Source organism: Huintestinicola sp. (assembly GCF_050874005.1).
Taxonomy (GTDB): domain Bacteria; phylum Bacillota; class Clostridia; order Oscillospirales; family Ruminococcaceae; genus Huintestinicola.
Window position 1 is genome coordinate 44,999 of the sequence record NZ_JBNMJV010000007.1, and the last position, 15,471, is coordinate 60,469.

Annotated in this window: 13 protein-coding genes; 9 read left to right on the forward strand and 4 right to left on the reverse strand. The window is 45.8% G+C overall.

Translation table 11 applies throughout. The annotated features are described in order from the left end of the window. Positions 1-200: 200 nt before the first annotated feature. The 5 genes from ACR0QN_RS04010 (at position 201) to ACR0QN_RS04030 (ending at position 7,356) form a co-directional block, all read left to right on the forward strand. Positions 201-434 (forward strand): hypothetical protein, encoded by a 234-nt coding sequence (locus ACR0QN_RS04010; RefSeq protein WP_432649903.1) that lies wholly within the window; start codon positions 201-203, stop codon positions 432-434. A 20-nt stretch (positions 435-454) separates the two neighbouring features. After that, a complete protein-coding gene (ychF, locus tag ACR0QN_RS04015) occupies positions 455-1,549 on the forward strand; it encodes a redox-regulated ATPase YchF (RefSeq protein ID WP_432649904.1) in 1,095 nt (364 codons plus the stop codon). 160 nt (positions 1,550-1,709) lie between these two features. Continuing rightward, entirely contained in the window at positions 1,710-2,411 is a 702-nt protein-coding gene (locus tag ACR0QN_RS04020) for an ABC transporter ATP-binding protein (RefSeq protein WP_432649905.1), read from the forward strand. 11 nt (positions 2,412-2,422) lie between these two features. Beyond that, on the forward strand, positions 2,423-5,560 hold the full coding sequence (locus ACR0QN_RS04025) for an FtsX-like permease family protein (protein ID WP_432649906.1): 3,138 nt from the start codon (positions 2,423-2,425) through the stop codon (positions 5,558-5,560). Positions 5,561-5,721: 161 nt separating this feature from the next. Beyond that, entirely contained in the window at positions 5,722-7,356 is a 1,635-nt protein-coding gene (locus ACR0QN_RS04030) for a SulP family inorganic anion transporter (protein WP_432649907.1), read from the forward strand. A gap of 50 nt (positions 7,357-7,406) precedes the next feature. Here the strand turns inward: ACR0QN_RS04030 and ACR0QN_RS04035 are convergent, their stop codons facing one another. The 4 genes from ACR0QN_RS04035 to ACR0QN_RS04050 form a co-directional block, all read right to left on the reverse strand. Next, positions 7,407-9,482 (reverse strand): glycoside hydrolase family 44 protein, encoded by a 2,076-nt coding sequence (locus ACR0QN_RS04035; protein ID WP_432649908.1) that lies wholly within the window; start codon positions 9,480-9,482, stop codon positions 7,407-7,409. An 83-nt stretch (positions 9,483-9,565) separates the two neighbouring features. Further along, complete coding sequence (locus ACR0QN_RS04040; RefSeq protein WP_432649909.1) at positions 9,566-10,669, reverse strand: SLC13 family permease; 1,104 nt, start codon at positions 10,667-10,669, stop codon at positions 9,566-9,568. Between the two features lie 13 nt (positions 10,670-10,682). Next, positions 10,683-11,540 carry a putative manganese transporter gene (locus ACR0QN_RS04045; protein ID WP_432649910.1) on the reverse strand — a complete coding sequence of 286 codons (858 nt, stop codon included), beginning with the start codon at positions 11,538-11,540 and terminating at the stop codon, positions 10,683-10,685. 91 nt (positions 11,541-11,631) lie between these two features. Beyond that, positions 11,632-12,513 carry a fumarylacetoacetate hydrolase family protein gene (locus ACR0QN_RS04050; RefSeq protein ID WP_432649911.1) on the reverse strand — a complete coding sequence of 294 codons (882 nt, stop codon included), beginning with the start codon at positions 12,511-12,513 and terminating at the stop codon, positions 11,632-11,634. Positions 12,514-12,691: 178 nt separating this feature from the next. Here ACR0QN_RS04050 and ACR0QN_RS04055 point away from each other — a divergent pair, with 178 nt between their 5' ends. The 4 genes from ACR0QN_RS04055 (at position 12,692) to ruvA (ending at position 15,462) form a co-directional block, all read left to right on the forward strand. After that, a complete protein-coding gene (locus ACR0QN_RS04055; protein WP_432649912.1) occupies positions 12,692-13,396 on the forward strand; it encodes an amino acid ABC transporter permease in 705 nt (234 codons plus the stop codon). Positions 13,397-13,414: 18 nt separating this feature from the next. Further along, the gene (locus ACR0QN_RS04060) at positions 13,415-14,179 is read left to right on the forward strand and encodes an amino acid ABC transporter ATP-binding protein (RefSeq protein WP_432649913.1); all 765 of its coding nucleotides are present in this window, start codon (positions 13,415-13,417) and stop codon (positions 14,177-14,179) included. A gap of 168 nt (positions 14,180-14,347) precedes the next feature. After that, entirely contained in the window at positions 14,348-14,833 is a 486-nt protein-coding gene (gene ruvC, locus ACR0QN_RS04065; RefSeq protein ID WP_432649914.1) for a crossover junction endodeoxyribonuclease RuvC, read from the forward strand. Between the two features lie 17 nt (positions 14,834-14,850). Further along, positions 14,851-15,462 (forward strand): Holliday junction branch migration protein RuvA, encoded by a 612-nt coding sequence (ruvA, locus tag ACR0QN_RS04070; RefSeq protein ID WP_432649915.1) that lies wholly within the window; start codon positions 14,851-14,853, stop codon positions 15,460-15,462. Positions 15,463-15,471: the final 9 nt, after the last annotated feature.

Consider the following 15,471-nt stretch of genomic DNA (forward strand, 5'->3'; position numbering starts at 1 on the left):
ACAAATTTTCTGATAACGTTTTGGCTAAAAACAACGGGCTGCTCAAAAACAGCCCGTTGTTTCCTTAGATCTTCAAAATTACGCTCGTAAAAAAATCCTCAATTTAAAATTGTAAAAAATCTATTGCAATTTCCGCAGAAATGGTATATAATAATATAAAACGCTGATTTTGCACACAGATGAAAGGTGGCTGTAAAAAAATGATAGATGAGATCATTGAAACTGTGGGAAAATATGCCGATGAAAAGGTCAAGATATCAAAGGGACTGCTTATTCTTCTGACAGTAGGAGCTTTTGTTGTGGGAATACTCACAGGCACCGCCGTTACAAAGCTTGTTTCGCATAAAAAAGCTGTCTGCAGATGTTCCTCCGACGAGGACTTTGACGCAGATGAGTATGTACGCAATCTCAGCTTTGATGATGACGAAGAATAAATGCAAAGGAAATCGGTAATATGAAATTAGGTATGGTTGGTCTTCCGAATGTCGGAAAAAGTACGCTTTTTAACGCTCTTACAAACGCAGGCGCAGAGTCGGCAAATTACCCGTTCTGCACAATCGAGCCTAACGTGGGAATAGTTTCTGTTCCCGACAGCAGGCTGGACAAGCTCAGAGAAATGTATGAGCCGGATAAATTCACTCCTGCGACCCTTGAATTTGTGGATATAGCAGGTCTTGTAAAGGGCGCTTCAAAGGGTGAGGGACTGGGAAACAAGTTCCTTGCAAATATCCGTGAGGTGGACGCTATCGTTCACGTTGTACGCTGCTTCGAGGATCAGAATATTATCCACGTTGACGGCAGTATCGACCCTCAGAGAGATATCGAGACCATTGATCTCGAGCTTATCTTCTCGGATATTGAGCTTCTTGAAAGGCGTATCGACCGCACAAAGAAGCTTATCAAGGGCGACAAGAAATATCAGATCGAGCTTGAATTCCTTGAGGCTCTGAAGAGCCACCTTGAGGAAGGTCATTCTGCACGCTCCTTTGACTTCACCGAGGAGCAGGCTGAGATAATAAAGACAACCCCGCTGCTGTCCGCAAAACCCGTAATCTATGCGGCAAATCTCAGCGAGGAGGATTTCAAGAACAATATTGAGACCTCCGAGCATTATAAAACAGTATGCGATATCGCAAAGCGTGAAAATGCGGCAGTTCTGCCTATCTGCGCCCAGCTTGAGGCGGAGATATCCGATATGAGCGCTGAAGACAAGGAAATGTTCCTTTCCGAGCTTGGTCTTGAGGTATCGGGACTTGACCGGATCATCAAGGAGGGCTATTCTCTGCTTGGTCTTATTTCCTATCTCACAGCAGGAAAGCCCGAGGTAAGAGCCTGGACTATCACTAAGGGCACAAAGGCTCCTCAGGCTGCGGGAAAGATACATACAGACTTTGAGAAAGGCTTTATCAGAGCCGAGGTCGTTTCCTTTGATGACCTTATGTCCTGCGGCTCAATGGCTGCAGCAAAGGAAAAGGGACTTGTCCGTTCCGAGGGCAAGGAATACGTTATGCAGGACGGGGATATAGTCCTGTTCAGATTTAATGTTTAATGGCTTATTTACACAGAATTAACGGGGTATATTTCCTAAGAAATATGCTCCGTTTTTTTATTATTTGTTAGATTTGTCAATTTAAAAAAATATACAAGTGTGATATAATTATTTTGGTAAACTATACAAAATTTACGTCGGGTTAGGATGGTAAAACACAATGAGTTTTGTTTCACTGAAAAATGTTTACAAGCGATATAAAATGGGTGAGGTGACCATAACTGCCTCGGACGGAGTTTCCTTTGATATCGAAAAAGGGGAGTTCGTTGTTATCACAGGTGCCAGCGGCGCAGGAAAGACCACCGTTCTGAACCTTTTAGGCGGTATGGACGTATGCGACGAGGGCGAGATAATCGTGGACGGAAACGATATTGCAAAATATAACTCCAAGCAGCTTACAGCCTACAGAAGATATGATATCGGCTTTGTGTTCCAGTTTTATAATCTGGTGCAGAATTTAACAGCTCTTGAAAATGTTGAGCTTGCCGCTCAGATATGCAGCGAGAGCAGAGATGCCGCCGAGGTGCTTGACCAGGTGGGTCTGTCGGAGAGAATGAACAATTTCCCCGCACAGCTTTCGGGCGGAGAGCAGCAGCGAGTTTCTATTGCACGTGCGCTTGCAAAATCCCCCAAGCTTCTGCTCTGTGACGAGCCTACAGGCGCTCTTGACTACAATACGGGCAAGACCATTCTGAAGCTTTTGCAGGATACCTGCCGTGAAAAGGGAATGACAGTAGTTGTTATTACTCATAATCAGGCGATAACTCCTATGGCAGACCGTGTTATCAAGATAAAGAACAGCAAGGTCGCAAAGATCTCTCTTAATCCTAATCCCACACCCGTTGAAAATATAGAATGGTAGGTCGGCGGCTTATGAAGAATATGTTATTGCAGAATACGCTCAGAAGCGTAAAAAAAGCACCGGGACGTTTTGCCGCCATTGCAGCAATTATAGCTCTCAGCTGTGCTTTTTACTCGGGAGTAAAGGCTGCCTGTCCCGATATGAAAAATTCCGCCTGGAAATATTATGATGAGCAGGCTCTTGCTGATATCCAGCTCAAATCCACTCTCGGATTTAACGAGGGAGACTGCGAAAAGCTTCTTGAGAACGAGGAATTTACCTCAGGCTATGCAGGATATTCCGCAGACCTGTTTACCGAAGGCGGGCAGGGAAATGCGGTAGTAAAGGTTATGTCTTATTCCGCCGACTATCCTCTGAACAAGCTATATCTTACAGAGGGCAGACTTCCCGAAAAGCCCGGTGAATGTGTTGCCGACTCTGCTCCCAGAGACAAGCTTTCTTTTAAGGTGGGGGATAAAATAACTCTCAGCGCCGAAGACGGTGAGGAGACCTCCGATTATCTTTCTCAGACCGAGTTTACAATTGTCGGACTTGTTCAGTCGCCTCTTTACGTAAATTTCGAGCGAGGCAGCACAACCGTAGGAACAGGAAATATAAGCGCATTCGTTTACATTCCCGAGGAGGACTTTGCGCTTGATGCCTATACTGATATCTATCTTTCTGTGGGCATGGCTCACGAAAAGGGAGTTGCTCCTTTTTCTGATGAATACGATGATATAGTCGCAGAGGGAGAATATCTTGCCGAGACTCTTTCAAATTCATTTTTATCCGAACGTGAGCAGGATATCCGCTCCGAAGCAGACGAGTCTCTTGCCGAAGCGAGGGAAAAGCTTGCTGACGGAGAGAAAAAGCTTGCTGACGGCAACGCAGAATATAGAGATGGTCTGAGGGACTACAACAGCGCCTACGACGAGCTGAAAGCCCAGCGTGAAGACCTTGACTCTGCAATGGAAGAGTATAACGACGGTTTAAAGCAGCTTGATGAAAATCAGGCAAAGATACAGGAGCTTTATGATACCTGCCCGAGAGTTGACAATATTCTGAAAAGCCACAAGGACGTTTATATGAAGGTGCTTCCCGAGGAACTTCTTAACGTCCTCAAGGACATTCAGCGCATATACGACGACAACGATGTTGAAGCGTCCATTTCCGACCTTCTTGCCGTGTACATAATCACCGACCCCGAGCGTGACCCAAATTCAAAGGCAGCTGCCGAGGCTGCCATAACAGGCGCCAATGAGCAGGTAAAAGCCGCCGCTTCCGCCGCACTTACCGAGATCGACAATCAGAGAAAGGCTCTCGAGGAAACGGGAAAGCAGTTTGAGGAAGCCGAGGCAGCGCTTGTGGATTATGAAAAGGAGCTTGCCGACGCCAAGCACGACCTTGATGATGCTCAAAAGGAACTGAATGACGCACAGGCACAGATCGACGATGCCAACAAGGAAATATCCGATGCCGAAAACGACCTTGAAGAAATGTTAGATGACAAAAAGTGGTACGTGTGGAACAGGGGAGAGTGGAGTCCCGACTGCCTTACCTACGGTACCGACGCAGAAAGGGTGGATTCCATTGCCGCAGTTTTTCCATTGTTCTTTATTCTGATAGCGGCTCTCGTCTGCTGCACCACAATGTCCCGAATGGTCGAGGAGCAGAGAACTGAAACAGGAACTATGAAGGCTCTCGGCTTCAGTTCGGGTGCTATTATTTCCCAGTATGTGCTGTATGCCTCTTTTGCCAGCGTTATCGGAAGCGTTGTGGGAACTGTTATCGGTTTCCCGCTGCTCCCCACTATCATTTTTAAGTGCTATCGCACGATGTACAATTTCCCGATTTTTGAGGCGCCTTTTATGCCCCTGTTTGCTTTAGGCTGCTGCGGCGTATCCCTGCTCTGTACAGGACTTTCGGCGGTCTATACTTCTTATGTGGAGCTGACCTCCGTTCCCGCCGCACTTATCCGTCCCAAGCCTCCGAAGGGCGGCAAAAGGATATTCCTTGAAAAGATAGGCTTTATCTGGAAGAGACTGAAATTCACCTCCAAGGTCACATTCAGAAATCTTTTCCGCTACAAGAGCAGATTTTTTATGACCATAATCGGCATAAGCGGCAGCACAGCTCTCCTGCTTACGGGATTTGCCCTCAAGCAGTCTATCTCCTGCATTGCCGACAGGCAGTATGACGAGATATTCCTGTATGATGCAACTGCAATACTCAGCGATAAGGCTTCAGATGAAGAACTTGCCGAGGCAGACAGAGTGATATCCGAAAATGGAGCTATAACATCATCAATGAAAGCCATAATGTCCACAAAGGACATTTACGGAGACGAAAATAACGTGGAGGGAACTGTACTTGTTCCCGAAAATACCGAGGAGCTGAGCGAATATATCGTTCTGAGAGACCGCTCCGACAAATCTCCCCTTACCCTTGAAGACGGTTCTGTAATTCTTACCGAGAAGCTTGCAAAGCTTCTGGGCGTTAAAACGGGAGATACGGTGTTTATCGAGGGTGCAGATGAACCTGTCAGGGTTGCAGCTGTCGCTGAAAATTACACATACCATTTTGTTTATATGACCAAAAGTACCTATAATGAGCTTTTCGGTGAAACTCCGGCAAATTCCATACTTCTGAACACAGCCGATAATGCGGATTACGACAAGATATCCACCGAGCTTATTTCCTGCGATGCAGTTATCTCCGCCTCCTTTACCGTAAACGGAACGGACAAGTTCAGAAAGCTTATTTCGAGCCTTGACCTTATTGTTGCAGTCATTGTAATATTTGCAGGCGCACTTGCGGTGGTAATTCTCTACAATCTTGCAAATATCAACATCAATGAGCGTGTCAGGGAGCTTGCTACAATTAAAGTTCTTGGCTTCTTTGACGGGGAAGTTGGAGCATATGTTTACAGGGAAAATACCGTTTCCACCATTATCGGAATTATCATAGGTCTTGTCGTGGGCATTTTCTTTGAGCATTTTGTAATTGTCACCGCTGAGGTGGACGAGGTGATGTTCTCACGTGATATCCCTTGGTTCTGCTATGTTCTTGCGGCTGCGGCAATGGCGGTGTTCACGGTGCTTGTAAATCTCCTGCTGTATTTCAAGCTCAAGAAAATTGATATGGCTTCTTCTATGAAGGCTATTGAATAATCGGCATAATAAACATAATTTCAAGTGCTTCATTGTACAATTTAGATATATTTTACATTGACATTTTTCGGCAATTGTGATATCATAATTAACGGTTTGTTCGGCGGTGCTGAGTATCAGCTGCCGCCGAATATTTTTGTGGGATTACGGAGGATCAGAAAATGTTAATTACGGATTACGCAAAGATACTGAAAAGGGAATTTTCGGGGTATAACGGAAAAAAATTCGGTAAAGACGTTCTTGCGGGCATTACCGTTGCGGCAGTTGCGCTGCCTCTTGCTCTGGCATTCGGAGTAAGCTCGGGAGCAACGGCGGCTTCGGGACTTGTTACCGCTATTATATCGGGACTTATCATCGGCGTGCTTTCGGGCGCTTCATATCAGATAAGCGGACCTACGGGTGCAATGACGGCTATTCTTGTTTCGCTGGTGGCTCAGTACGGAATGCAGGGTGTTTTTGTGGCAAGTCTTATGGCAGGTATACTCCTGCTGCTCTGCGGCATATTCAAGCTTGGCGGACTTGTTTCTTATCTGCCCTCTCCCGTTATAACAGGCTTTACAAGCGGTATCGCCATTATCATCGCTCTGGGACAGATAGACAATCTTACGGGTATGAAGTCCTCGGGACTTACAAATCTTGCCAAGATAGCAAGCTATTTCACTACTCCCCAGACCGTAAATTACACCTCGCTTATCATCGGTCTCTGCGTTATCGTGTTTATGTTCATTTATCCCAAGAAGCTTGGTCAGTACTGCCCCGCTTCTCTTGCGGCTATCATAATCGCAACTGCGGTAAATCTTATCTGCAAGTTTGACGTTAATACAGTCGGTGCTATCCCCAAGACCATTTTCCTTGACGAACGTCTTTCTTTTGCAGAGTTTGATATGAACAATATCGGCGCTCTTATCGTTCCTGCCATTTCAATAGCCGCTCTCGGACTTATCGAATCCCTTCTCTGCGGAGCTTCTGCAGGACGTATGAAGAACGAAAAGCTGAACGCCGATGTGGAGCTTGTGGCTCAGGGCGTCGGCAATATCCTCCTGCCTTTTTTCGGCGGAGTTCCTGCCACAGCAGCTATTGCACGTACAAGCGTTGCCATTAAGAGCGGCGGAGAAACAAGGCTTACTTCCGTTGTTCACGCTGTTGTGCTGCTTCTTTCGATGTTCGTGCTGGGCGACGTAATGTCAAATATCCCTCTTTCCGCTCTTGCAGGCGTGCTTATTGTAACTGCCTGGAGAATGAACGAGTGGGCTACAATCAAGTCCATATTCGGCAAGAAGCTCAAGACCGCTATTTTCCAGTTCCTTATCACAATGGCTGCAACCGTAGTTTTCGACCTTACCAAGGCAATTCTTATCGGCGTTGCATTCTCTCTCATTATGTTCGTTGTAAAGGTCTCGGATATGCAGGTAACTGTTGCGGACGTTGACCCCGACAAGCTTGATATGGATAATGTGGATCCAGAAAAGCTGAAATACACAAGCGTTGTTTATATAACAGGTCCTCTTTACTTCGGAACCTGTGCAAAGCTTGAGGACAAGGTCTCATCTCTCGGCGACAGCTACAATATCATCTTCTCGATGCGTGGAGTTACCGTTGCGGATATTTCGGGAATTGAAGCTCTCCACGAATACTGCGAGAGACTTATTTCTCAGGGAAGAATGGTTTACTTTTCCTGTGTTCAGCCTCCTGTAATGGATCTTTTCGAGCGCACGGGACTTAAAGAAGACCGCTTCAAGCACAATATGTTCTTCTGGAGCACAGACAAGGTTTTCGAGCATATTTCAAATCTGTGATACATAATACGAACCGGCTGCCGTTCATCACAAACGGCAGCCGGTAATTTTTATTTCTTGTCGAAAAACAGTACATAGCCCATTCCGGTGATAACAGTAAGACACATCAGACTAATGATCACTTTAAGGGGCAGGGGAACCGTTGGAGAGTCTTCTTTATGATTGCTTTTGCCTGAGCTTTCGGAAGTGATCTCTTCCGAAAGGCTTTCATCGGAAGATACCATAGTTTCCGATGTTACCGGTTCATCAGATGTCTGAACGGTAACTTCAGTTTCAATAAGGTCAGGTACAGTTTCGTCGGAAGGCTCGATATAAACATACTCAGAGCTTTCGCTTACGCTGATATCGGTTTCTGAGTTTTTCGATTTCTCGGTAGGTTCTGTGTCCGATGTGATATCTGTAACATCGGATTCGGTTTCGGACAGCTCTGTGACCCATACGCTGTCAGTATCTTCCGTTTCCTCCTCGGGTACAGTACCTCTGAGGATAAGCATATATGCGCTTGTTGTATCGGCGGTAAAGGTGATCTTATTATCGTCGCACTCAAACATATCGGTATCGGGCTGATATATTTCGGCGCTTTCCTTATCAATTGCAGCTGCGCTTTCCAGTTCGTAAGTGTATTCGTCCGATCTTATCTCTATCTCAAAATCCTTGCCGTTTACCATCTGCTTGTTGGTAAGGATTATCCTGAGTATTTCCGGGTCGCTGTCGTCAAGAGCAGCATAAACGGAGCTCATATTATCGTTTCCGTTGTCGGAATATACAAGAGAGGTGCCGAAGCCGCTTCCATTGCCGTCGTAATCGGTGAAAAGATTAAGAGCTGCTTTCTGAAAAGGATAATGCTCCGTCTGGGGAGACAGGCAGGCAAGATATACCTCCTGGGAAGCAAATGTGCCAAGTGTATCTATTTCGGCAATAGCTCCGCTCATATTATCGCCGCCGCCGAAATCATACTCCGAAAAGGACAGCCTTGTTTTGGGATAATTCATACGGATAGAAGCCTGAAGCGTGGGGATAATGGGGGTAAACTGCTTGTACATCATTACTGTGGAGGAGGTTTCGGTATAGTCCGAGTCCCACAGCGTTCTCACAGACTGCATTCTGAATGCGTTGGATATGTCATCGGTCCCCGTGAGCACATTAACGCCTAAAGGCGTCTCAGCTTCGGTGTAATAGTGAACGTCAAGCACATCAAGGAGACGATAACCTTTTTCTGCACTTCTGGCACGCATTTCGCTGAGATAGTAGTCGATGAACCAGGAATACTCGTTCTGAGGGTCGGAAAACGCCCGTCCGGAACTGTTGCCCAGATCAATACAGCCTTTGAGACCGCTGACAGACGGTCCGAAAACAAAAGCGTTGCTGTCAATGGCTTTGACTGCATTAGCAAGCTCGGCGGATCTGTCTACAAGCTCGGCAAAAGTTAAAGGCGGCTCATTCAGCACGGGAAAATTCTCCGACCATTTATCAGGCTCGCTGTCTAAGAAATATCCGTTTATACCTCCCTCGGCAGAGGAGCCGAAGCGGTTTACAAGAAAACTTACATATTCGTCAACATACACCGTATCGTCGTCGGTATCGGGGTTATTGAGGTATGTATCGTTTTTATTGAATTTCACCTTATGCCATCTTGTGGACTTGGAAAAATCGTCGTCCGACACGATGCCCATTGAGTCTGCGGCAACATAGCCCATCATTGGCAGGGTAATGAGCTTTACCGGAATGTTGTACATTCTGCTCCTTGCCGCAAGCTTGTCCGCATAAAGACCGGGTGTAGCCCACTTGGAAGACGGATAATCGTCCACCAGAGAAATATCGTTGGTGTTCATTCCCATTACGCCCGAATTGGAATAATTTGTCTCCCAGTTATATGTGGACAGGGACACGCCTGTTTGCTTTATAACCGTAGGAGAAATATTCCGGATATCGCCATTGTCGTTGATACCGTAAATATAGGGGCTGATCTTTCTGATGTCCTTGCCCGTATCAACAGTAACGGTCACACCGCCTGTTTCGGGAATAATTTCCACGAACATCTCATTATCCGCATATGCTCCGCCTGTAATTCCACAAATAAGCGAGAGTGCGGCGGAGAATGAAATTATCTGTTTATACTTTTTCATAGGCAGACTCCTAAACTACTGATAGGATACAAGTATATTATATACCTGCGCCGAATATTTTTCAAATGTAATTTATGGTTATCCTACAGGATAAACAGCTTTGCGAAGATACCGAGTACGGCAAGGAAAATAACGTTCATCAAGGTGAATACTCCAAGAAACTTCTTTATCTGAGCGCCTTCTGAATTAACATAGCTTTTATAGGTGATAAGGCTTGCAAGAGAAGCAATGAGCGTTCCGAGACCGCCAATATCTGTTCCGAGAATAAGCGCCTTGTAGTTGTCCGTAAAGCCTGACAGCATTACAGCTGCAGGAACATTTGATATGACCTGGCTGAGAACAAGTGAACATTCATATTCGTGACCGTTCAGAATGGTAATAATGAACTTTGATACTTCGGGAATATTTTTCAGATTTCCCACAAAGATGAAAAAGCAGGCAAATGTTACAAGCAGACCGTAATCCACCTTTGAAAAAACGCTGGGCTGAAGTATTGCCACAACAACGCACACGGAAGCCAGAACATAGATAATATTTATTACCTCAAAGACTGACAGTATGCAGAGAACAAAAAGTATAGCATACAGTACGATATACCTTGGACGCTGGAGCCTGATATTCTCGTCACCGCTTGGAATGGAAATATTTTCTTTTTTAATAAACATAACCGCAATTGCAAGCATAGCGAAGCTTATCAGGGTGATGGGCAGGGTAATTGAGAAAAATTCCGCTGCCTTCATTCCCGAGACAGAGAACAGCAGCAAATTCTGCGGATTTCCGAAGGGTGTGAAAGCTCCTCCCATATTTGCGGCAATGGTCTCTAAAACAATTACATATACGGGGGAACGTCCTATTTTTTCGTACAGCATTAAGGTAAATGGAACGAACGCAATAAGCGCTACGTCATTGGTGATGAGCATTGATATGAAAAATACCGTAAATACAAGAGAAGCCGCAAGAACTCTTGTGTTCTTGGCAAGGCGTATAACATTTACGGAAAGCTTTTTGAAAACATTGTTTTCGGAAAGCCCTCCAACCACAGCCATAAGGCAGAATAAAATTCCGATAAGGTCAGTGTCGATATATTTTACATAGTCCGTTACGGGAACGAACATACAGGATATAAAAGCCGCCGCCGCCGAGATTATGGCGACTGTCTCTTTTTTCAAAAGCTCCTTGAAGCTCAAAGTAAAGTCACTCCTAAAAAGCAGCGTTTATCAGAATGCCGCTGAGAACGCCTATGATATAAAGGAAAAGGACAAAAATAAGGTTGTCCTTCAGTTTTTTATTCGCTCTGAATAAAACGGCGAGCCCCATTCCTGCGCCTGTGCAGAGACCGCCTACAGCGGTTCCGAAGGGAATGCTGCCGTTTGCGTAAAGCTCTGTGATAATGACGGATGCGGCGCAGTTTGGTATCATTCCCACAAGAGCGGCGGCAAAAGGCTGCCATACGCCCATATTGTTAAGAAAGTTTGATACGTTTTCCTCTCCTGCAAAGCCGATCACAAGCCCCAAAACCAGATTTATTATAAGGATAAAAAGGAAAATGGAAAGAGTATGCTTCAATGCGGAAAACCATATGCTGTGGTTTTCACAGCCGCAGCCGCTGCACATTTCTTCAAAGTCCGCCTCATCGTCCTTAGAAAGCATAAATTTTGCCACAAAGGAGAACAGCACACCGCCAATTATGGCTATGATAAGCTTTGCAGCGATAAGCTTCCAGAGAGAACCTATCTGATCGGGGTGGGCAAGCAGAACGGGAATTGCCTCGTCAGAGGTGGAGATATACACCGCCATAAGAGTGCCTGCACCGATTATGCGGCTTGCGTAAAGGTTTGAAGCGGCGGCTGAAAATCCGCATTGTGGAACACAGCCCAGCACCGCTCCCACCGCTGCTCCGCCAAGCCTTGAATGTCCGGCTTTTTCAAGAGCGAGGGAAAGCTTGCCTGCTGCGTGATGTTCAATAAACTCCATCAGAAGAAATGCCGCATAAAGAAAGGGAAGGGTTTTTACCGAGTCGATAAGTGCGTCAAGAACCACGTCTATAATAAGCTCCATAAATTTTCTCCGAACTACAAATATAATTTTACATTATAATTGAAACATATTCTGACCGATTTGTCAAGATATATTTATATCAATTTTACGGTTACTTTACCTCGTTAACAAGCTTTCCGATACCCTGTACCTCGCACTCGATAACATCGCCGCTCTTCAGGTATTTCGGCGGCTTGAAACCCATTCCCACACCGCCGGGTGTACCCATTGAAATAATAGTGCCTGCCTTTATGACCATTCCGCTCGAAAGCTCCTCGATGGCATAGGGGATATTGTGGATATAAAGAGCGGTATTGCTCTTCTGCCTCAGCTCTCCGTTGACCTTGCAGGAAATGTCAAGCTTGGGCGGGAACTCAAACTCGTCTGCCGTAACAAGGCAGGGACCCATAGGTGCGAAGCCGTCAAAGCTTTTTCCTCTGAACCACTGCTTGTGTCTCATCTGGATACATCTTGCGCTGACATCGTTCATTATAGTGTAGCCGAACACGTATTCTCCTGCATTTTCCGCCTTGACGTTCACAGCGTCTTTTCTGACGATAAATGCCATTTCAGCCTCATAGTCAAGCTCGGTGACAATGTCGAAATGACCGTTGATATAGTCGCCGCAGGGAACGGCTTCGTTGACGTGCTTTGCAAAGTAAATGGGGTATTTCCGTTCACCGCCGTATTCAGCGCCCATAACCCCAACGCTTTCCTCTGCGTGATCCTTGAAATTCACTCCGAGACAGATTATATCCCGTGAGGGACGGGGAACGGGGGCAAGGATCTTCACTTCTGTCAGAGATATACCGCCGGTAAACTCTGAAAGTCTTTCTTTCATAACGCAAAGCTCCTCATCGCTGATATGAGCAGCAAGGGTCTCCATATCGGGATAATTAACGCCAAGCTCGGAGCAGGGAACTGCTTTCTGTCCGTCGGGTGTAATGACTCCGACTATTTCTTCCGAATTGTATAAAAAAGTAATAAGCTTCAAAATAACTGCCGCCTTTCATAGTAAAAGTATACCATACTATTTTAGCATATTTCTACAAAAAAGTCAATCAGAATTTGTTGCCAATAAAAATTTTCCTTCGCAAAATGGTTGCATTATGTGGAAAAATCTGATATAATAAAATAAATATTGCTTTTATCCCGAAAGGATTGATCATAAAATGACCACCGAGGATATTCTTAACGTCACCGGTATACTACTTAATTATCTTGTTCCGACGCTGAAAGTGTTCGGCTTTACGCTTTTGTTCTCCATTCCCCTCGGTATGATAGCCGCTATGCTTAAAATGTGCCGATTTAAGCCCATATCATGGCTTACAAATGTCTATATCCTGATAATGAGAGGAACTCCTCTTATGCTTCAGGTCATTGCTGTGTATTACATAATCCCTTATCTGAAGCTTGCGGAGGGACTGCCCGGTCCCATCGCCTCCATACTCGCAGGGATAGATATACGAAGCGAAAACTATATGTTCTATGCTGTTCTGGCGGCGTTCTCCCTAAATTATGCTGCATATTTTGCAGAGATATTCCGAGGGGGCATAGAGTCCATACCAAAGGGACAGTACGAGGCTGCGGCTGCGCTGGGATTTACAAGGAGCCAGACTTTTTTCAGAATAATCCTGCCTCAGGTGGTAAAAAGGATAGTTCCCGCTTCCTCAAATGAGGTTATTACACTTGTTAAGGACACTTCCATTGCCAACGTGGTCGCTTATGCGGAGATAACTCTCAAGGCTCGTCAGCAGATGCAGGTGTACAGCTCACTTGTTCCTCTTATCATTGCAGGCGTTTTCTATTTCGTGCTTGCAACGGTGCTCACATTCCTTTTCTCATTGATCGAGAAAAAGCTCAATTATTACAGGTAACGGGAAAGGATATTTGTTATGTCAATGCTTGAAATAAAAAATATCTCAAAAAGCTTCGGCAAGGTTGAGGTGCTGAAAGATATTTCCTTCTCGGTGGAAAAGGGACAGGCTGTATCCATAATCGGTCCCTCGGGAAGCGGAAAATCAACTCTGCTCAGAATTGTAAATCAGCTTGAGAAGGCGGACGGCGGCTCTATTTCCATCTGCGGCACGCCTATGATAACCTGCGGAGAGGACGGAAAGGCTGTTTATGCCGATGCAAAGACGCTCAGAAATGTCCGTCTTAAGATTGGACTTGTGTTTCAGAATTTTAATCTGTTCCCTCATTTTTCGGTGCTGAGAAATATTACCGAGGCACCCGTATGCGTTCTCGGAATGGACAAAAAGGCTGCCGAAGAAAAGGCTATGGAGCTTCTCGGAAAAATGGGACTTTCTTCAAAGGCTGATGAATATCCCTGCAATCTTTCCGGCGGTCAGCAGCAGAGAGTTTCCATTGCAAGAGCGCTTGCCCTCAGCCCCGAAATGCTGTTCTTTGACGAGCCTACCTCCGCTCTCGACCCCGAGCTTACGGGAGAGATACTTAAAGTTATAAGAAGCCTTGCGGAGGAGCAGATGACAATGGTAATTGTTACCCACGAAATGGCTTTTGCCAAGGAAGTTTCCGACAGGGTCATATTTATGGACAAAGGCGTTATCATCGAAAACGGAACTCCAGAGGAGGTTTTTGAGAAGTCGGAAAACGAGCGTACAAAGCAGTTCCTGAAAAGATACAATAACTCATAAGCTTTGCAAGGATACCGTATTTCAGCGGTATCCTTGTGCTGATTTTGGTCATAAAAAATTTTAGTGAATTTATCCTAATATCCTTATAAAAGGGTTGCATAGAAGAAAGATTTGTGCTATAATAAAAGATAACTATGATAAAGCTTTGCTTTTAAGGAGCGTGCTTATTTGATAATTCTCGGAATTGACCCGGGCTATGCCATTGTGGGCTACGGCATTCTGGACTATGACGGCTACACCTTCAAGCCCAAGGGCTACGGGGCTATCACCACCGAAGCAGGGGCTGATTTTCCCCTGAGACTGCTGGACATTTACAACGATATGAAAACCGTTATAACCAAGTACAAGCCCGACGCTATGAGCATTGAAAAGCTCTTCTTCAACACCAATCAGAAAACGGGCATTGATGTGGCTCAGGCAAGGGGGGTTATCGTTCTTGCGGCGGCTGAAAGTGGTATTCCTATTTATGAATATACACCTTTGCAGGTGAAGCAGTCCGTTGTGGGTTACGGCAGAGCGGAGAAAAAGCAGGTCATGGAGATGACAAGAAGCATTCTCGGTCTCGCAAGAGTGCCGAAGCCCGACGATACCGCCGATGCACTTGCCTTGGCGATATGTCACGGACATTCATCATCTGCCATCAGCTTCGGATAAGGAAAGGAATGTAAATTATGATATACAGCGTGAGAGGGACGCTCATTATAAAGGAAGCGGGTCTTGCGGTGGTCGAATGTGCAGGCGTGGGCTACGGCTGCCGCACCACCTACAACACCCTTGCATCTCTTGGAAATATCGGTGATGAGGTCATTCTCTACACCTATCTGCAGGTGAGGGAGGACGGTACGGAGCTGTTCGGCTTTTATGACAAAAGGGAGCTTGGCTGCTTTAAAATGCTGCTGGGCGTATCGGGAGTGGGTCCCAAGGCTGCACTTTCCATTCTGTCGGACATCGACCCCAACAATTTTGCCCTTGCGGTGGCAACGGGTGATTTCAAGCAGCTTACAAAGGTGAAGGGCATTGGTCCCAAAATGGCTCAGCGCATCGTCCTTGAGCTTAAAGACAAGATATCCAAGGAGCAGATGAATTTCACTCAGACGATACCTTCGGGACCTGTAAACAAGGCATTCATTTCGGGCGGAGCCGCTTCCGAGGCGGTGGACGCACTTCTTGTGCTTGGCTATACTCAGGCGGAGGCGGAGGGTGCCGTTTCAAAGCTTGACCCGTCTCTTTCTCCCGAAGAGCTTATCCGTCTTGCTCTCAAAGGACTGGCAAAATTTAAATAAGGACTGGTT